The sequence below is a fragment of the Streptomyces sp. NPDC020996 genome (assembly GCF_040641355.1).
Lineage (GTDB): Bacteria > Actinomycetota > Actinomycetes > Streptomycetales > Streptomycetaceae > Streptomyces.
On the sequence record NZ_JBFADM010000013.1, the window covers coordinates 119,220 to 137,156 of the forward strand.

Consider the following 17,937-nt stretch of genomic DNA (forward strand, 5'->3'; position numbering starts at 1 on the left):
CGGGTTCCGCGGACTTCGGCTGCGTTCCGCGGGAGGTCGTCGTGCTCCGGTCAGCGGCGGCCGAGCGCGACACGCCGTCGTCCGGTCGCGCCGCAGGGGCTCGCCCGCGCGGACTCCCGGGTCGTGCCGCTCGGTCCGGGCCGCCGGCCGCGCCGGGTCGTACGGTGCCGCCGGCGCCGGGGCGCGCCTCGCGGTCACGGCGTCCAGTACACCGGACACGGTCGCGCGGCGCAGGTCGTGCCGTACGCCGTACGGGTCCACCCGGGCTCGGCGGTCCCCCGCACGCGGCGGGGCCGTCCCGGCGCGACGGCGGCGGGCGCACGGGGTCCTGCGCCGGCCGACGGCCCGGGTGCGTGAGCGGCTGGGCGAGTGAGACCTGGGCCGCCTCGGCGAGCAGCGGCGGGACACGACCGTCGTCCTCGGCGGCGTGCTCCGCGAAGCGGACCCGCGGCGCACGGGGGTCGGCCGCCGCGGCAGGCGCGGCGGGCGCGGTGCGCGGGGTGTCGACCGGCTCTGTGGTGCGGCGGTCCCCGACGACCAGGCTCTCGACGAGCAGGCGGCCTCCGGCAGACAGCCCTCCGGCAGACGGTGCGCGGCGGCGAGCAGCGGTTCCGGGCGCCCGGCCGGCGTCCCGGCCGACTCGCCGGCCGGGACGGCGGGCCGGGCTGCGGCGGTTTCCGGGGCCGCCGGGCACCGAGGCGAGGGGAAGCGTGCTCAACCGGTGCCTCCTGCGGGTCGCGGCCGTCGGCCGTCCGGTGGCTGGGGTGCCGGTCCGCCACGTCCCCGGCGCGGCCGGTGGGACCGGCGGCCGGCCCGCACCGGCCGCGTGCGCCGGGACGTGGCGGATGGCTCGTCCGGCCGAGACGGTGGAGCCGGACGGCGGCCGGTCCGGAGACGCGCCGCGCCTGCCGCGGCCCTGGGCACGAGAAGACGGGGCCGGACAGACCGGACGCCTTCCGGCCGGCCGGGACTCAGCATCGTCGTGCCGTGCAGGCCGGCACCTGGGCCGGACAGCCCCTGCCGGTGCGGCCGGCGGTCCCCGGAGGACCGCCCGGGGAGGGGCCCAACGGCCTTGCGTACGGGGGCGTTCGGCCCACGTGCACAGGCCGGGCAGCCCGCTAGCGTCCGGGCGTCTCGCGGACAGCCCGGCCGGGCGGACCGGCCGCGGTACCGGACGGCGCCGCATGCCCGTCACGAGCGCGCGGCTCCCGGCAGGAATCCCGGCAGGGGTCCCGACAGGAATCCCGACAAGAAAGGAGCGCCCGTGCTCGCCGCCGACACGCCCGCCCCACCCCGGTCCGGCAGGCGTACGGGCCTGCTGATGACCGTCACCGGTCTGGTCGGCTGGTTCGCCTCCTTCCAGCTGACCGTCATCGACTGGCGCGTGCTGAAGGACCCGGCCTACCAGCCGCTGTGCGACATCAGCCCGGTCGTGGGCTGCGGCAGCGCCATGTCCAGCCCGCAGGGCAATCTGTTCGGCTTCCCCAACATGCTGCTGGGGCTGAGCGCGTTCGCCGTGGTCGCCGTGCTGGGCGTGGCCGTGCTGTCGGGAACGCGTCTGAGCCGGTGGCTGTGGCTGGCGCTGAACGCCGGTGCGCTGACCGCGGTGGTGTTCGTGCACTGGCTGATGCAGGTCTCGCTGTTCGAGCTGAACCGCATCTGCCCGTACTGCGCCGTGGTGTGGGCCGTGACCATCGCACTGTTCTGGTACGTCACGCTGCACAACCTCCGCGACGGCGTGATCCCCGTGCCGGCCCGCGGCCGCGGTGCGCTGCGCCTGGTCCTGGAGACGCACTGGATGCTGCTGGGCGCCTGGTACGGCCTGATCGCGACGCTGTTCCTGACCCGGTTCTGGTCCTACTGGAGCACTCTTCTGTGACCGGCCCGGACCGTCGGGCCGTCGGTCAGACGGACCGTCCGACAGGCGGGCCGTCCGACAGGCGGGCCGTCCGACGGGCGGGCCGTCCGACAGGCGGGCCGTCCGACGGGCGGGCCGTCCGACAGGCGGGCCGTCGGGCCACCGCGGGCGGGGCCGGACGGCCCTCGCATGCCGGGCCGGACGGCCCTGTCGGGCACCGGCGCCGCGATGATCTCCTTGAGGGGACGGGGAGGACCCGGACAGACGCGGGGAAGCAGCCCGGGAGCTGCGCACCGCGCAATCAGGAGCCGCGAGAAGCGGTTGAGGCCCTCCCCGTCAACACTGCCCGCACTGCCCGCGCACCGCCCGCCCGGATATCCTCGCGATCACAGTCGAGGTGGCCGAGGTACAGGACAAGGGGTGGGGCATGGCCGGGGAACCCGTGCGATGGGGCATTCTGGCGACCGGGGGGATCGCGGCGGCGTTCACCGCCGACCTGGTGGACCTGCCGGACGCGGAGGTCGTGGCCGTGGCCTCGCGCAGCGCGGAGTCGGCCCGGATCTTCGCGGAGCGGTTCGGCATCCCGCGTGCCTACGGCGACTGGGACTCGCTCGCCCAGGACGCCGACATCGATGTCGTCTACGTCGCCACCCCGCACTCGGCGCACCGGGCCGCCGCCGGGCTGTGCCTGGAGGCGGGGCGGAACGTGCTGTGCGAGAAGCCGTTCACGCTGAACCTGCGCGAGGCCGAGGAACTGGTCGCGCTGGCGCGACGGAGCGGAAGCTTCCTGATGGAGGCGATGTGGATGTACTGCAACCCCGTGATCCGCCGCGTCGCGGCGCTGGTGCGGGACGGGGCGATCGGCGAAGTGCGCGCGGTGCAGGCCGACTTCGGCATCAGCGGGCCCTTCTCGCCCTCGCATCGGCTGCGTGACCCGGCGCAGGGCGGCGGCGCGCTGCTCGACCTGGGCGTCTACCCGGTGTCGTTCGCTCAGTTGCTGCTGGGCGAGCCGGCGGACCTGACGGCGCAAGCGGTGCTGTCGGCGGAGGGCGTCGACCTGCAGACGAGCGCCCTGCTGTCGTGGGACACCGGCGCGCAGGCGCTGCTGCACTGCTCGATCGTCGGCGACTCGCCGAGGACCGCGTCGGTGACCGGTTCGCGCGGCCGGATCGAGCTGCCGCACTCCTTCTTCCACGCCGACCGGTTCGTGCTGCACCGCGACGGGCACGCGCCCGAGGAGTTCACCGCCGACCCGGCCGACGGGCGGGTCGACAGCTTCCGCCACGAGGCACTGGAGGTCATGCGCGCCGTGCGGGCCGGTGAGACCGAGTCGCCGATGGTCCCCCTGGACGGCACGCTCGCCGTCATGCGGACGCTCGACGCGCTCCGGGAGCGCATCGGCGTCCGCTACCCCGGCGAGACCGGCGAACCCGCGCTGGCGCCCGCCTGAACCGGCGCCCGCGCGCGTCGTCCCCCTCAGGCCGGTGGCACGGCGTTCGTGGGCCGGGTCCCCGGCCGTGCTCCGGCCGTGGCTCCGGCCAGGCCCTCCGCCGCGACCGGGCGCGCGGGCGGTCGCCGCGGTGGGACCCGCGTCGGAGGGCGGGTGGCCGGATCCGCGGCACCCTCCCCTGGGTCGCGGTCCGGCCCGTTCAGGAACCGTCCGGGCGTCTGCCGGAGTCCCCTCCAGGGTGGCTCCCGGCGGTGCCGGGCGCCGCGGCCGCCCGGTCCCCGTCCAGGGCCGGGCAGCCTCCTGCGCGTCGGGCGGGAAGCGGTACGCGGCCTGCCGCGTCGGCGCGCGAGGTGCGCGTGAGGAGGGCGGCCGCGAGGAGCGCGGCGAGGGCGGTGAGCGCGGTGCCCCGCCAGCCGACGGCGGCCAGCAGGGGCGCCGCGACGGCGGTGCCGACGGCGCCGATCATGAAGTAGAGCACGAGATAGACGCTGTTGAGGCTGCCGGAGCGCCGCGGGTCGAGGGCGATGACGCGGCTCTGGTTGGCGGCCTGGGCGGCGAAGCAGCCGGCGTCGCACAGGGCGAGGCCGGCGGCCGTGACCGGCGGGGCGTTCAGGCCGGTGGCGAGCAGGGCTGTTCCGCACGCCGCCGCCAGCAGCCCGGCGATGATCACGGCGCGGGGAGCGTGGCGGTCGGCGAGCCGCCCGGTCACCGGGAGCACGGCGAGGCCCAGGAGCCCCGCCAGGCCGTACAGGCCGATGGCGGTGGGGCCTAGGGAGTACGGCGGCTGGGCCAGGGCCAGCGCGAGGGCGACCCAGACGAGGTTGAAGGCGAAGTACCACAGCCCGCCGGCGGCGACCGCGTGGCGCAGCGGCGGGTGGCGGCGCAGGAGCGGGGGCAGCGCGGCGAGCGTGCGGCGGTAGCCGCGGTCGGTCCGCGGCCGCTGCCGGGGCAGGAGCGCCGCCGCGGCGACGGCGCCGAGCAGGGCCAGGGCGGCGGAGGCGAGGAGCATCCGCCGCCAGCCGAGGATGTCGGCGAGCGCGCCGCCGGTCAGACGGCTGAGCAGGATGCCGGCCGACAGACCGGCCGCGACGGTTGCCACGGCGGCGGCGCGCCGCCCGGGCGGGGCGTGCCGGCCCGCGATGGTTCCGGCATGGGCGGCGACGCTCGCCGCCGCGCCGATGAGCAGGTAGGCGGCCAGCAGCACGGGGGCCCCGGGGGCGGCCGCGGCGACCGTGAGGGCGGCGGCCAGGGCGATGAGCTGCGCGGGGATCAGGCGCGCCGGGGCGAGGTGGTCGGCGAGGGGCAGCAGCAGGGCGAAGCCGGCCACGCACCCGGCGAGCGCGGCGGTCGGCACGAGGCCGATGACGGACAGCGGCACGCCGAGGTCGGCCGCGACCTCGGCGAGGGCGGGCTGCAGGGCGTAGTTGTCGGCGATGGCCGCGCCGGCGAGCCCGGCGAGCAGCAGCGTGCCGCCCCGGGGCAGGGGGCGGGTCACGGCCGGACGTCGCGGGCGAGGACGACGGCGTACCGGCAGGCGTTGTCGGTGGTGTTGGCGAAGACGCGCTCGGCGGGCTCGCCGAGTTCGATGGTGTCGCCGGGGTGGAGTTCGTAAACCGTGTCGCCGTCGTGGAAGGTCAGCCGGCCGTCCAGGACCCAGACGACCTGCCGTACGAAGGCGAAGGCCGCGGCCGGGTAGGGCACGCGGGCCCCGGCGGGGAGGCTGATCTCGGCGATCTCGGCGGGGAAGCCGGGGCCCGTGATCTGGCGGCGCCGGTAGCCGGTGGCGGGGTCGCGCCACTCGGCGGCGTCTGCCCGGCGGCGTACGCCGGGCGCGCCGGGCGCCTCGTCCTGCGCGCCCTCGGCGAGCGCGAGCAGGGAGGCGACGCTGAGCTGGAAGGCGGCCGACAGCTTGCCGAGGACGACGGCGGTGGGGCTGGACTCGCCGCGCTCGATCCGGCTGATCATCGCCTGGGAGACCCCGGAGGTGTCGGCGAGCTGGGCCAGCGTCCACCGGCGCCGTTCCCGCTCGGCGCGGACCCGGGCGGCGATCCGGTCGACCAGGGGATCTACTATGTTGGACATGAATCCACTATATGAGAGGCACCGGGCGGTGACCGTACGCCCCGCCCGGCCCGAGGACTCCGAGGCCGTCCGCGTGATCCGCAACCACGCCGTCGAGCACTCGACGGCCCTGTGGACGCTGACCCCGCTCTCCGCGGCCGAGGGCGCCGCCTGGCTCGCCGCCCACCTGGAGCGCGGCTCGGTGTTCGTCGCCGAGGCGGCGGGCGAGGTGGCCGGATTCTCGGTCTTCGGGCCCTGGCGGCAGTTCGACGGCTACCGGCACACCGTGGAGGACTCGGTCTACGTCCGCGAGGACCGGCAGGGGCTCGGCATCGGGTCGGCGCTGCTGGGCACGGTCGTCGCCGCGGCCCGCGAGGCCGGCCACCACGTCGTGGTCGCCGGGATCGAGGCCGGGAACACGGCCTCGATCCGGCTGCACGAACGGTTCGGGTTCCGGCACGCAGGCACGCTGCCGGAGGTCGGCACCAAGTTCGGCCGGTGGCTCGACCTGACCCTCATGCACCTGCCGCTGAGCTGAGCCGCCGCGGCCCGCTCAGCTCTCGCCCGGAACGGGCCGAGCCGCGGTGCGGGGAGCCCGGCGGGGGCGGCGGAACGCCCACTCCATCCGGGGTTCCACCGCGAAGCGGAACAGGCGCCGCACCGGCGCGGTGCACAGCAGCGTGACGATCGCGGCGGCCGCCAGGGTCACCACGACCGCGCCCGCCGGCCGGTGGATCCAGGCCGGCGCGTACCAGCCCCAGGGCTTGGAGCCCTGTACGACGAAGCCGTGCAGCAGATAGCCGTACAGCGTGCCCGCGCCCAGTGCGGTGAACCAGGTCCGGCGGCCCGGCACCCAGGACAGGAAGCAGGCCACGAGCACCGTCGAGCAGCCGAAGAGCGCGAGCGTCATCACCGGGCCGTACCAGGCCGGAGCGCCCAGTTCCTCGGCGCTGTCGCGGTGGAACAGCCAGGCGTAGTCCCACCTCGGGGTCATCAGGTACACCACGGCGAGGGTGCAGGCGAACACCGGGAGGGCGAGCAGGCGCGTCCGCCACCGCCGCACCCGGCGGAAGTGCTCCGGCCGCAGGCACAGACCGAGCACGAAGTACGGCAGGAACTGCAGGGTGCGCTGCAGGTCGAGGTCGTCGCCGATGGACGGCGAGAGGGTGGCCAGCATCGCGACGGCGAGCGCGAGCGGCAGCGGCCACCGCACCGCCTTCCAGACGGGAGTGGTCAGCCGCCAGACGAACAGCGCCGCGAGGAACCACGTCAGGTACAGGGGCTCCAGCAGGGTGACCGCGCGGTCGGGGGCGTGGTCGGACCACCGCGTGAAGAGGGTGTAGGCCACCTCGAAGACGACGTACGGGACGGCCACCGAGGTGATCAGGCGCCTGATCCGCGCGGGGGACGCGTCGAAGGTGCGCGAGAAGTAGCCGGAGACGACGATGAAGGCCGGCATGTGGACGGCGTAGACGACGGTGTAGAGCGCGGTGACGGTCCGGCTGCCGTGCCGCAGCGGCTCCCAGGCGTGCCCGATCGCGACGAGCACGATCGCGAGGTACTTGGCGTTGTCGAAGAACGCGTCCCGCCGCTGTCCGCTCCCGCCGGCGGCCGCGGGCGGCGCGGCCTGTGGTTGCGGGGAGCCGCCCGGCGGCGGCTGCGTTCGACCGGCGGTTTCCTCCCGCACGAACCCGGACAGACCCAACACCCCTCACCTGACGCGCACCGGGGAGACGCCGGCAGGACGCTCCAGGCATCCTGATGACCCCGTTCCGGCCGCTCAAACCCGGGCGCGGACGGACTCCGTCCGCCACCGCGATCTTGCGGGCGGCGACGGACGGTGTTCCCGGCGGGCCCGATGGGCCCGGTGTTCCCGGTAGGTCCAGTGGGCCCGGTGGGTCCGGTGGGCCCGATGGGCCCGGTCAGGCGCCGACGTAGGCCGCGAGATGCTCGCCGGTGAGGGTGGAGCGGGCGGCGACGAGGTCGGCGGGGGTGCCTTCGAAGACGATGCGGCCGCCGTCGTGGCCGGCGCCGGGCCCGAGGTCGACGATCCAGTCGGCGTGCGCCATGACCGCTTGGTGGTGCTCGATCACGATGACCGACTTGCCGGAGTCCACCAGCCGGTCGAGCAGGCCGAGCAACTGCTCGACGTCGGCGAGGTGGAGGCCGGTGGTGGGCTCGTCGAGGACGTAGACGCCGCCCTTGTCGGCCATGTGCACGGCCAGCTTCAGCCGCTGCCGTTCACCGCCGGACAGCGTGGTCAGCGGCTGGCCGAGGGTGAGGTAGCCGAGGCCGACGTCCGCGAGCCGGTCCAGCACGGCGCGCGCGGCCGGGGTGCGCGCCTCGCCGGCGCCGAAGAACTCCCGGGCCTCGGCCACCGGCATCGCCAGCACCTCGCTGATGTCCTTGCCGCCGAGGCGGTACTCCAGCACCGAGGGCTGGAACCGCTTGCCCTCGCAGTCCTCGCACGGGGCGGCGACGCCGGCCATCACGGCCAGGTCCAGGTAGACGACCCCGGCGCCGTTGCAGGTGGGGCAGGCGCCCTCGGAGTTGGCGCTGAACAGGGCGGGCTTGACGCCGTTGGCCTTCGCGAAGGCCTTGCGGACCGGGTCGAGCAGGCCGGTGTACGTCGCGGGGTTGCTGCGCCGCGAGCCCTTGACCGGGCTCTGGTCGACCGACACCACCCCCGCCCCGGCGGGGATCGATCCGTGCACGAGCGAGCTCTTGCCGGAGCCGGCGACGCCGGTGACGACGACCATGACACCCAGCGGGATGTCCACGTCGACGTCGCGCAGGTTGTTCGCCGACGCGCCGCGGATCTCCAGCGTCCCCGTGGGTTTCCGCACCGTGTCCTTCAGCCTCGCCCGGTCGTCGAGGTGGCGTCCGGTGACGGTGGTGCCGGAGCGCAGGTTCTCGACGGTGCCCTCGAAGCAGACGGTGCCGCCGCCCGCGCCGGCGCCCGGTCCGAGGTCGACGACGTGGTCGGCGATCGCGATCGTCTCCGGCTTGTGCTCCACGACCAGCACGGTGTTGCCCTTGTCGCGCAGCCGCAGCAGCAGGTCGTTCATCCGCTGGATGTCGTGCGGGTGCAGGCCGATGGTGGGCTCGTCGAAGACGTAGGTGACGTCGGTGAGCGAGGAGCCGAGGTGGCGGACCATCTTCACCCGCTGTGCCTCGCCGCCCGACAGCGTGCCCGCCGGCCGGTCTAGCGAGAGGTAGCCGAGCCCGATCTCGGTGAAGGAGTCGAGGGTCTGCCGCAGCGCGGTGAGCAGCGGCGCCACCGACGGCTGGGACAGCCCGCCGACCCATTCGGCCAGGTCGCGGATCTCCATGGCGCAGGCGTCGGCGATGCTGATCCCCTTGATCTTCGACGACCTGGCGCCCTCGCTGAGCCGGGTGCCGTCGCACCCGGGGCACGTGGTGAAGGTGACCGCCCGCTCCACGAACTCCCGGATGTGCGGCTGCATCGCCTCCTTGTCCTTGGCGAGCATGGACTTCCGGATCCGCGGGATCAGGCCCTCGTAGGTCATGTTGATGCCCGCGATCTTCATGCGGGTCGGCTCGCGGTGCAGGAAGTCGTGCCGCTCCTGCTCGGTGAACTTGCCGATCGGCTTGTCCGGGTCGTAGAAGCCCGACTCGCTGTAGAGCCGGTGGTTCCAGCCGCCCCCCTTGTAGCCGGGGACGGTGATCGCGCCCTCGTTCAGCGACTTGGAGTCGTCGAACAGCTGGGTGAGGTCGAGGTCGGTGACCGTGCCCCGGCCCTCGCAGTGCGTGCACATGCCGCCGGTGCGGGTGAACGTGGCCTTCACGGCCTTGCTGTCGCCGCGTTCGACGGTGATCGCGCCGCTGGCGCGCACCGAGGGGACGTTGAAGGCGTACGCGCTGGGCGGGCCGATGTGCGGCTCGCCGAGCCGGCTGAAGAGGATGCGCAGCATGGCGTTGGCGTCGGTGGCGGTGCCGACCGTGGAGCGGGGGTCGGCGCCCATCCGCTGCTGGTCGACGATGATCGCGGTCGTCAGCCCGTCGAGGACGTCGACCTCGGGCCGGGCCGGCGTCGGCATGAAGCCCTGCACGAAGGCGCTGTACGTCTCGTTGATCAGCCGCCGCGACTCGGCGGCGATGGTGTCGAACACCAGCGAGCTCTTGCCCGAGCCGGAGACGCCGGTGAAGACCGTCAGCCGGCGCTTGGGGATCTCGACGCTGACGTCCTTGAGGTTGTTCTCACGCGCGCCGTGCACGCGGATCAGGTCGTGGCTGTCGGCGACGTGCGGCGCGGGCGACTGGGCGTCGGTCTTCTCGGCCATGCTGTTGCTGTCTCCATCCGTAGCTCGGGACCGCCATGGCCGTCAGGCTAGGTGGGAAGGTGCGGTGCGTGCTTCTCCATTCCTGACCGAAGGCGCCGGTTCGCATTCGCCACGGTTCGCCACCCCTTCCCCGGCATCGAGTTGTCCACCAGCATGAACGGGCGGGTACCGGCCGCCTCGGCCGGGAACAGCCGGTTCCCGTTCGTGCGGGCACACGGATCGCGGAGGGACACCATGCAGACCGCCACGCGGCAGGCCATGGAATGGCTGGCGGCCGCCGCGAACGACCCCCGGGAGTGCAAACGGCAGTGGCACGGCGAGTCGGGCGTCGCGGTGCTGGGCTGCGGACGGTTCTGGGACGTGCTGAGCGTGCCCGAGGAGCTGGCGCTCCCGGCCCTGGACGCGCTGCTGGGCATCCCCCAGCCGCCCGGGCCCGCGCTCGCCGACACCGTCGCCCGCCGGGTTGCCTTCTTCCTCCCGCCGGATCCCGCGGGCCGCTGGATCGGCTCCGGCGTCCGTTACTCGGGCAGGGGCACCTGGGTCGCGGTGCCCGCGCCGCACCGGACCGCCGGCCGGCTGCGCTGGCTGGTCCCGCCCGACGGCTCGGGCGCGCTGTTCGTGCCGGCCGCGGTGGAGCTGGCCCTGCAACTGACCGCCGGCCGCGGCACCGCGCCCCGGGCGAGGCCGGACCACCGGTGCCCCACCTGCGGCGGCCCCCTCCTCGACACCCACCCGAGAGGCGGCGACGGCCCCGGCTGACATGCCGACCCCGTCACGGGCCGGACACGCCACCGCGCGGGCGCGGCACCGGCCGGGCGCGGCACCGCACGGCCACCTCGCACGCACGGCCACCTCGCACGCACGGGTGCGTCACCGGCCTGCGCGGCACCGCACGAGTGCTGGAGCGGCACCGCCGACTGACGTACCGGGCAGCAGGGCCGGCGCCCAGGGGTCGCACACCTCGCAGTCGACGTACCGGAACCCGGGTACGCCCTCGAGGTGGACGATGTTCTCGCGTGAACCCGACGGCAGGTTGTCGGCGCAGTCGAGTTCGGTGCCCGTACTCAGCAGGCGCCGGCGCCTCCGGTCACCAGGGCGCTTCGCGGGGAAAACACGTCGTCGCAGCAGTCATGGCGCGTCCGTTGCTTCGGCAGCCGGTCCTCGGGGGGCGCGCAGACGGTGAGACGGCTTCGCGCAGCGTGTCGGCGACCGCCTCGGCGTCCTCGCGCCGTACGCAGAAGTCGACGTCGTGCTGGAGGTTGCCGCTGCCGCCGTGGGCGTAGAAGGCCGCGCTCCCGGGCCAGCGCGAAGGTGTGCCCGGCGCGCTTGAGGGCGGCGCCGACCTGCTTGGCCGCCTCACAGGATCGCCTGGCTGTGGTCGCGGGGCAGTTCCTGCGCGCGCGGTGCGTGGTCCGGCGCGGCCCCTCCCCGGGCCCGGTCGGCCGCGATCCGCCGGACGGGTACCCGGCGGGCCCCGGCGACACGGCGCGCGGCGGCACGGGGCGGCCCTGCCGCGGGGGGTGACGGGGCGTCGGGCAGGATGGAGGCATGAGCGTAGTGAAGATCAACGTCCTGACCGTGCCGGCCGAGCAGCGGGAGACGCTGGAGAAGCGGTTCGCCTCCCGCGCCCACGCCGTGGAGGGCTCCGACGGCTTCGAATGGTTCGAGCTCCTCCGCCCGGTGGAGGGCACCGACCGGTACCTGGTCTACACCCGGTGGCGGGACGAGGAGTCGTTCCAGGCCTGGATGGAAGGGCCGATGAAGGCGGCGCACCAGGGTGGCGGCGAGGGCGGCGAGCGGCCCGGGCCGGCCGCCACCGACTCCACGGTGTGGTCCTTCGAGGTGGTGCAGCAGGCCGGGCCGAAGAGCGCGTGAGCCGAGGGCCGGGCGCGGCTGCTCCGCGTCCGGCGCCCGGTACGCCCAGGTCCGACCCGGCGCTCCGGCGCGCCCGGTTCGCCACGGTGCGCTCCGGTGCGCCACGGTGCGCTCCGGGTGCGCCCCGGTCCGGTCCTGCTGGGCTCAGCGCACCGGCTCAGCGCGTCACGACGTGGCGCTCGTTCGGCACGCAGTGGGTCATGGCCAGGCCCTCGATGTCGCGGGGCGGGTTCTTGCCCAGGTGGGCGAGGCGTTCGCGGTCCTCGGCGGTGAGGTTCTGGCTCGCCAGGGGTTCGAGGCCGGCGACGTCCTCGGGGATGATGCCGAGGCCCTCGCCGATCCGGAGCCCGAGGTCGTTCTCGACGAGCAGGAAGTGCCACACCATGCGCTCCTGCACCTCGCGATCACACTGGGACAGCAGGGTGACGAGGTTCTTGACCAGGTCGTCGCGTTCCCAGTCCCGCATCAGCAGGTAGCGCTGCCCGGCCTGCCGGTAGTCGTCGGTGCGCGGGATGCGCTTGCGGGTGAGCCGGCCGCGGATCTCGGGGCCCTGCTCGTCGTGCCCGGGGTGCTCGGCCTCGCGCAGCCCGCCGGTGATGGACGGCTCGTAGTTGACGGCCGGGTTCTCGCCGCCGCCGTCCACGTGGTACGTCATCGCGCCGTCCCGCTGGTTGGTGCGCACCTGGGCGTTCTTGGCCTGGTTGACGGGTAGTTGCAGGTAGTTCGGGCCGACCCGGTGGCGCTGGGTGTCGCTGTAGGAGAAGGTGCGGCCGACGAGCATCTTGTCGTCGGAGAAGTCGAGGCCGTCGACGAGCACGCCGGTGCCGAAGGAGATCTGCTCGTTCTCGGCGAAGTAGTTCTCCGGCATCCGGTCGAGCACCATGCGGCCGACCGGCCTGGGCGGGAAGTCCTGCTCCGGCCAGGTCTTGGTGTCGTCCAGCGGGTCGAAGTCCAGTTCGGGGTGCTCGTCGTCGTCCATCATCTGGACCAGGAGTTCCCACTCGGGGTGGTCGCCGCGGGCGACGGCCTCGTAGAGGTCCTTGGTGGCGTGGCCGAGTGAGTCCGCCTGAACGTTGGCGGCGTCCTCCTCGGTCATGCTGCGCACGCCCTGCCCGGGCATCCAGTGGTACTTGACGAGGACGGTGCGGCCCTCGTCGTTGACCCATTTGTAGGTGTTGACGCCGAACCCCTGCATGTGGCGGTAGTCGGAGGGGATGCCGCGCGGGCTGAAGAGGTTGACCAGCATGTGCATCGACTCCGGCGTCTGCGACATGAAGTCGAAGATCCGGCGCGGCTGCTGCTCGAAGGTGACGGGGTCCGGCTTCAGGGCGTGGATGACGTCCGGGAACTTGATCGCGTCCCGGATGAAGAAGACGGCCAGGTTGTTGCCGACCAGGTCCCAGTTGCCGTCCTCGGTGTAGAACTTCACCGCGAAGCCGCGCGGGTCGCGGGCGGCCTCGGAGGAGTCCCGGCCGCCGATGACGGTGGAGAAGCGGACGGCGACGTCCGTGCGCTTGCCCCGCTCCTGGAACAGCTTGGCCCGTGTGAAGCGGCCGATGGGCTCGTCGCCCCAGGCGCCGTACGCCTCGAAACAGCCGTACGCGGTGACGCCCCGGGCGTGCACCACGCGCTCGGGGACGCGTTCCCGGTCGAAGTGGCTGATCTTCTCCAGGAACTGGTAGTTCTCCAGGGTCGCCGGGCCGCGGGCGCCGATGGTCCGCTGGTTCTGGTTGTCGTGGACGGGGTGGCCCTGCCGGTTGGTGAGCACCTTCCGGTAGTCGCCGGGTGCGGGTCCCCTGCTGGATACGTCCGTCATGGCCGTGGCTCCTTGGGCTCGTCTGTCACGCCGGCGGGAGGCACGGCTGACGGGCAGCCTCCGCCGGGCCGCGGGTGGCCCCGGTACCCGCGACTCCGAGCGGCTCACACCGGGGCGTTTCGGTCATATCGCTCACGATGGCCCGGCTGTCATGAGGCCGCCACCGGTCGGTCCCGCCCGGCCCACCCGGTCGGGTGCGCGCCGCTCACCCGGTCGGGCGCGCCACCGCCCGGTCAGTTCCGCGTCGCCGTCCGGTCAGTTCCGCGTCGCCGTCCGGTCAGTCCCGTGCCACCACCCGCACGGTGCGCACCGTCGAGCAGCAGCGCCACCGTCGGCCCGCCCTCGCCCCAGCGCGCCGTGAACGCCGTGGGCAGTCCCGCCACGTCCTGCCGCACGTCGAATCCGGCCCGGCGCAGCTCGCCGGTCAAGGCGTCGCACGTGCAGGGCATCGTCACGCACGGCGGCACGGCCACGAACATCGTGCCCGAGTACGCCGAGGGCCGCTTCGGTCTGCGGGCGGCCACCACCGGGGCGCTGGACGACCTCGCCGGGCAGCTGCGTTCCTGCGCCGCGGGCGTCGCGCAGGCCACCGGCACCACCGTCGCCGTCGAGCGCGCCACCGTCCGCTACGAGCACTTCCGTGACAGCGAGGCGCTGTCCGAGCGCTTCGCGGCGCATCTGTCCCGCGCCGGTGTCGGCCTCACGCCGCCCCGGCCTGCGTGTACCTGGGCTCCTCCGACATCGGCAAGGTCAGCGGGCTGGTCCCGGCCATCCACCCCTTCGTCGCGATCATGGGCGAGGACGGCTCCGACCACACGCCCGGGTTCGCCGCGGCGGCGTCGGACCGGGCCCGCCGGGTGCTCGCCGCGGCCACGGATGCGCTGGCGACCACGGCGGTCGACGTCCTGCGCGACGAGGCCCTGCGCGCCGCCGTATGGCGGGCGCACCGTGCGGAGGCGGCCGGACCGGCCAGCTGACCTGGCGGTACGCATCCACGGCATGGATGCGGCGGATACGGGATTCGGATCGCGCGAAGGATGGCGGCCCGGGCCGGGACGACCCATAGTCGTCACTGCCCGCACGCCGCTGTCCGGACCAGCCGCCGCTGTCCGGAACCGGCCGCCGGTGTGCGGCCGTCCTCAGCATGCCGTGCGCCGTCGGCGCCCGAGACCGGCATGCCCGCTCCCGCACACCGTCCCTGGAGTCGCCATGCCCGGTTCCGTCCCGCTCCCGCCGTCCGCCACGGCCGACGACGCCGTCGCCGGGCCGCCGCCTGTCGGCGTCTCGGGCCCGGCCCACCTGCTGCGCGTGACGCTGCTGATGGCAGGCAGTTGTCTGCCGATCCTGGGCGCGGTGCTGATCGCCCCGGTGCTGCCGAAGATGCAGGACCACTTCGCGTCGGTCCCCGGCGCGAAGGCGCTGGTGCCGCTCGCGCTTACCGTGCCGGCGCTGGCGCTGGCGCTGCTGGCGCCGTTCGCCGGGCTGATCGTGGACCGGCTGGGCCGCAAGCGCCTGCTGATCTGGGCGACCCTGCTGTACGCCGTGTTCGGAACCGCCCCACTGTGGCTGGACTCGCTGGGCGGCGTCATCGCCAGCCGTGCCCTGGTCGGTGTCGCCGAGGCCGCGATCATGACCTGCTGCACCACGCTGATCGGCGACTACTACAGCGGCCGGCGCCGGGTGCGCTACCTGGCCCTGCAGACCATGTGCGCCTCCGCGTCGGCCACGGTCTTCTTCGTGCTCGGCGGTGCCGCCGGTTCGGCGGGCTGGCGGGCGCCGTTCTGGGTGTACGCCGTGAGCCTGGCGCTCGCCCCGCTGATGGCCGCGGCGCTGCCCAGCCCGTCGGCCGGCGCATCAGCCGAGGCGTCGTCCGGCACGTCGGCCGGTGACGCCCCGGCCGGGACGGGGACGCGGCGTCCGTTCCCGTGGCGGCGGATGGCGGGCATCTGCGCCCTGACCTTCTTCGGCGCGATGGTCTTCTACACCGTTCCGGTGGAGATGTCGTACCTGCTCGACGACCTCGGTGTGGAGAGCTCCGGCGTGATCGGACTGGCCACCGCCGTCGCGAGCGCGGCCACGGTGGGCGGAGCGGTCACGTTCGCGCGGCTGAAGCGCTCCCCCGACCCGATGCTGCCCGCCGTCCTCGCGCTCTGCGCGCTCGGCTTCGGCGTGATGTTCCTCGCGGGCGGCGCCCCGCTGCTGGTCGTCGGAGCGGTGGTCAACTGCGTGGGCACCGGCATGCTGCTGCCCGCCCTCCTCACCAGCGCGATGTCCCGCCTGGCGTTCGAGGACCGCGGCCGGGGCACGGGGCTGTGGCTGGCGGCCTTCTTCGGCGGGGAGTTCGTCTGCCCGCTCGTGCTGCTCGCCGGAGAGGCAGCGGTCGGCACTCTCGCCGGCGCGGTGGGCACGCTGGGGCTGGCCTCCGCCGTCGTCGCGGCAGGCCTCCTGACAGCCCGCCGCCGCGCGGGCGCCACCGCCCCCCAGCCGCTGCCCGAACAGCCGGCCTGACCCACGCAGCCGCCCGCCGCCCACCGCCCGCCGACATCGCGCAGCCCCGCCCATGTCACGGGCGGCCTGCTGACGGTCCGCGGTCACGCGGGGGCCGCACCGCCCCGGCCTCTCCCCGAACAGCCGACCTGAGGTGCGGGCCTGAACCGCGGAGGCCGTCCGCCGCCCACCCGCGTCGTGCAGACCCGCCCGGCCCGCCACCCACCGCAACGGCGAAGCACCGCCCGGCCGAGGCCCCGCGGGCCCCGGTGCCCGTCGGCCCATGCCCCACCGGCCGGGGCACGCTGGAGCCTACCGCCGCTCCGTCACGGGCGGCCTGCTGCCGGTCCCCCAAGCCACCGCCACACCCAAGTCGCGCACCCCACCGGAACGCCACCCGCCGCAACGGCGGAAACCCGCCCGGCCGAGGCACCACGGGCCACGGCACCTGTAGGCCGCGGCACGTCGGCCGGGGCGCTCGGCCAGTCCCCGCCCCTGTCGCGGGCGGCCTGCCGACCGCCCGCCACCGCATGGGCGCCGCAGTTGGCAAGCCCCTGCGTCAGCGCCAACCTGAACCTCGGAGGCCGTCCGCCGCCCACCGGCGTCGCGCGCACACGCCCCGGACGTCCGCCCGGCAGGGCCGGTCGGCCGGGGAGGAGGGGCCGCAGGGCTGTGGGTCGGGCAGCGCCCCGCCCGGGCGGTGGCGGATGTCGGAAGCGGGCGGGTAGGTCGAGGTCGGCGGGGCGGAGGCGGGGTCCGTTGCCGGTCCGCTTCGGGGCGGGGGACGGGGTCGGCGGCCGCTGGAGGCGGTCGGCGATGCCCTCGACGGCGTGAAGACGCTGCCGAGCGGCACCGGCCGTCGGGGCGGAGCCCTGGCTGACGCGGGCCTGCCCCTGTGGGCGGACACGCGGCACCGTCGGCCACCGGCCGACGCAGGCCCGACCCGGCAGCCCGACGCACCACACCACCGGCCACCGGCCGACACAGGGCCCCACCCGGCAACCCGACACACCACACCACCGACCACCGGCCGACACAGGGCCCCACCCGGCAGCCCGACGCACCGCACCGCCGGCCACCGGCCGCCGCGCGCCGTTCCCGGCGGCGGGCGGCGCCGTCCGCCGCCGAGGACCGGTGTGTCAGATGCTCGCGCCCACCTCCGCCGCCTTCTGCCGGAGCCAGATGTGACCCGCGTCCTGGGCGTGCACGGGGTGCCACCACAGGGCCTCGCGCACCGGTACGGCCTCGAAGGGACAGGGCAGGACACGGACCGCGGCCGAACGGACCGCGATGCGGGCCAGGCGTTCCTGGATCATCGCGACCCGGCGGGTGCCCTCGACCATGTGCGGCAGGAGCTGGAAGGTCTGCACGGACACCTCCACCCGCGGGCTGATGCCGATCATGCTCAGCTGGCGGGCGGCCGGGGCGTCGTAGGGGCGCTGGTAGACGGCCCAGGGCAGGCGGGCCAGGTGGTCGAGGGTGAGCTCGTCGCCGACCTCCGGATGGTCCTCGGCGATCATGCACAGCCAGCGGTCCTGGCAGAGGTCGACGGTGGGGAAGCCGTCGATGACGCCGTGCGGCATCAGCAGGCCGTCGACGGTGCTCAGCACGGTCGCCGCGTTCTCCACCGCCGAGGGCGCCGGGTGCTGGAAGGTGAGCCGGATGCCGGGGGCCTCGTCGTGCAGGGCGCGGGCGAGCGCGGCGCCGAACACGGCGGCGCCGTAGTCGGAGGCGAACAGGGTGAACTCGCGCGTCTCGGTGGCCGGATCGAAGTCGGCCTGGCTGGAGAAGACCCGTTCCAGCAGGTCGCACGCGGTGGCGCTGCGGTCCCGCAGGGCCGCCCCCAGCGGGGTCAGCTCGTAGGCGTTGCCGGTACGGGCGAGCAGTTCGTCGTCGAAGTGGCGGCGCAGCCGGGCCAGCGCCGCGCTCATCGCGGGCTGGCTCAGTCCGACGCGCTCGCCGGCCCGGGTGACGTTGCGCTCCTCCAGCAGCGCACGCAGGGCGACGACCAGGTTGAGGTCGAGTCGGGAGAGGTTCACCGGGGGTACCACCTAGTGAGCGAGAAGCCATCAACACCGTGGATTCG

General features: G+C 74.7%; 12 protein-coding genes and 2 pseudogenes. 7 read left to right on the forward strand and 7 right to left on the reverse strand.

The genetic code is table 11. The features are described from left to right. Nucleotides 1-1,264 precede the first annotated feature (1,264 nt). Together AB0G63_RS12715 and AB0G63_RS12720 are read left to right on the forward strand one after the other, a co-directional pair. Nucleotides 1,265-1,879, forward strand: coding sequence for a vitamin K epoxide reductase family protein (locus tag AB0G63_RS12715; RefSeq protein ID WP_360748574.1), 615 nt, complete (start codon nt 1,265-1,267; stop codon nt 1,877-1,879). Nucleotides 1,880-2,285: 406 nt separating this feature from the next. Continuing rightward, nucleotides 2,286-3,308, forward strand: a complete 1,023-nt coding sequence (locus AB0G63_RS12720) for a Gfo/Idh/MocA family oxidoreductase (RefSeq protein ID WP_360748577.1) — start codon at nt 2,286-2,288, stop codon at nt 3,306-3,308. Between the two features lie 199 nt (nt 3,309-3,507). Here AB0G63_RS12720 and AB0G63_RS12725 read toward each other — a convergent pair whose 3' ends face one another. Both AB0G63_RS12725 and AB0G63_RS12730 read right to left on the reverse strand, forming a co-directional pair. Continuing rightward, on the reverse strand, nt 3,508-4,803 hold the full coding sequence (locus AB0G63_RS12725) for an MFS transporter (RefSeq protein ID WP_360748580.1): 1,296 nt from the start codon (nt 4,801-4,803) through the stop codon (nt 3,508-3,510). Further along, the gene (locus AB0G63_RS12730; protein WP_360748583.1) at nt 4,800-5,390 is read right to left on the reverse strand and encodes an XRE family transcriptional regulator; all 591 of its coding nucleotides are present in this window, start codon (nt 5,388-5,390) and stop codon (nt 4,800-4,802) included. The genes AB0G63_RS12725 and AB0G63_RS12730 overlap by 4 nt, the downstream gene beginning before the upstream one ends. On the opposite strand from AB0G63_RS12730, the gene AB0G63_RS12735 reads away from it, so the two are divergent. Continuing rightward, nucleotides 5,389-5,907 carry an N-acetyltransferase family protein gene (locus tag AB0G63_RS12735; protein ID WP_360748586.1) on the forward strand — a complete coding sequence of 173 codons (519 nt, stop codon included), beginning with the start codon at nt 5,389-5,391 and terminating at the stop codon, nt 5,905-5,907. The genes AB0G63_RS12730 and AB0G63_RS12735 overlap by 2 nt on opposite strands. Nucleotides 5,908-5,922: 15 nt before the next feature. Here AB0G63_RS12735 and AB0G63_RS12740 read toward each other — a convergent pair whose 3' ends face one another. Together AB0G63_RS12740 and AB0G63_RS12745 are read right to left on the reverse strand one after the other, a co-directional pair. Beyond that, a complete protein-coding gene (locus tag AB0G63_RS12740; protein WP_360748589.1) occupies nt 5,923-7,074 on the reverse strand; it encodes an acyltransferase family protein in 1,152 nt (383 codons plus the stop codon). A gap of 217 nt (nt 7,075-7,291) precedes the next feature. Further along, on the reverse strand, nt 7,292-9,673 hold the full coding sequence (locus tag AB0G63_RS12745) for an excinuclease ABC subunit UvrA (protein ID WP_360748592.1): 2,382 nt from the start codon (nt 9,671-9,673) through the stop codon (nt 7,292-7,294). A 234-nt stretch (nt 9,674-9,907) separates the two neighbouring features. On the opposite strand from AB0G63_RS12745, the gene AB0G63_RS12750 reads away from it, so the two are divergent. Next, entirely contained in the window at nt 9,908-10,432 is a 525-nt protein-coding gene (locus tag AB0G63_RS12750; RefSeq protein ID WP_360748595.1) for a hypothetical protein, read from the forward strand. A 386-nt stretch (nt 10,433-10,818) separates the two neighbouring features. Here the strand turns inward: AB0G63_RS12750 and AB0G63_RS12755 are convergent. After that, nucleotides 10,819-11,122: pseudogene (locus AB0G63_RS12755) on the reverse strand (hypothetical protein); the annotation flags it as partial. A 99-nt stretch (nt 11,123-11,221) separates the two neighbouring features. Between AB0G63_RS12755 and AB0G63_RS12760 the strand changes: the two are divergent. Further along, entirely contained in the window at nt 11,222-11,548 is a 327-nt protein-coding gene (locus tag AB0G63_RS12760) for an antibiotic biosynthesis monooxygenase (RefSeq protein WP_360748598.1), read from the forward strand. A gap of 157 nt (nt 11,549-11,705) precedes the next feature. Here the strand turns inward: AB0G63_RS12760 and AB0G63_RS12765 are convergent, their stop codons facing one another. Next, complete coding sequence (locus tag AB0G63_RS12765) at nt 11,706-13,364, reverse strand: catalase (RefSeq protein WP_360748601.1); 1,659 nt, start codon at nt 13,362-13,364, stop codon at nt 11,706-11,708. 420 nt (nt 13,365-13,784) lie between these two features. Here AB0G63_RS12765 and AB0G63_RS12770 point away from each other — a divergent pair. Together AB0G63_RS12770 and AB0G63_RS12775 are read left to right on the forward strand one after the other, a co-directional pair. Continuing rightward, nucleotides 13,785-14,341: pseudogene (locus AB0G63_RS12770) on the forward strand (amidohydrolase); the annotation flags it as partial. 232 nt (nt 14,342-14,573) lie between these two features. Then, a complete protein-coding gene (locus AB0G63_RS12775) occupies nt 14,574-15,872 on the forward strand; it encodes an MFS transporter (RefSeq protein ID WP_360748604.1) in 1,299 nt (432 codons plus the stop codon). Between the two features lie 1,118 nt (nt 15,873-16,990). Here the strand turns inward: AB0G63_RS12775 and AB0G63_RS12780 are convergent. After that, nucleotides 16,991-17,890 (reverse strand): LysR family transcriptional regulator, encoded by a 900-nt coding sequence (locus AB0G63_RS12780; protein WP_360748607.1) that lies wholly within the window; start codon nt 17,888-17,890, stop codon nt 16,991-16,993. Nucleotides 17,891-17,937: the final 47 nt, after the last annotated feature.

What these genes read in the sequence shown, in the direction of transcription:
- AB0G63_RS12745 (WP_360748592.1), bottom strand. Translation starts at nt 9,673, where the DNA reads ATGGCCGAGAAGACCGACGCCCAGTCGCCCGCGCCGCACGTCGCCGAC.
- AB0G63_RS12765 (WP_360748601.1), bottom strand. Translation starts at nt 13,364, where the DNA reads ATGACGGACGTATCCAGCAGGGGACCCGCACCCGGCGACTACCGGAAG.
- AB0G63_RS12735 (WP_360748586.1), top strand. Translation starts at nt 5,389, where the DNA reads ATGAATCCACTATATGAGAGGCACCGGGCGGTGACCGTACGCCCCGCC.
- AB0G63_RS12775 (WP_360748604.1), top strand. Translation starts at nt 14,574, where the DNA reads ATGCCCGGTTCCGTCCCGCTCCCGCCGTCCGCCACGGCCGACGACGCC.
- AB0G63_RS12730 (WP_360748583.1), bottom strand. Translation starts at nt 5,390, where the DNA reads ATGTCCAACATAGTAGATCCCCTGGTCGACCGGATCGCCGCCCGGGTC.
- AB0G63_RS12720 (WP_360748577.1), top strand. Translation starts at nt 2,286, where the DNA reads ATGGCCGGGGAACCCGTGCGATGGGGCATTCTGGCGACCGGGGGGATC.
- AB0G63_RS12760 (WP_360748598.1), top strand. Translation starts at nt 11,222, where the DNA reads ATGAGCGTAGTGAAGATCAACGTCCTGACCGTGCCGGCCGAGCAGCGG.
- AB0G63_RS12750 (WP_360748595.1), top strand. Translation starts at nt 9,908, where the DNA reads ATGCAGACCGCCACGCGGCAGGCCATGGAATGGCTGGCGGCCGCCGCG.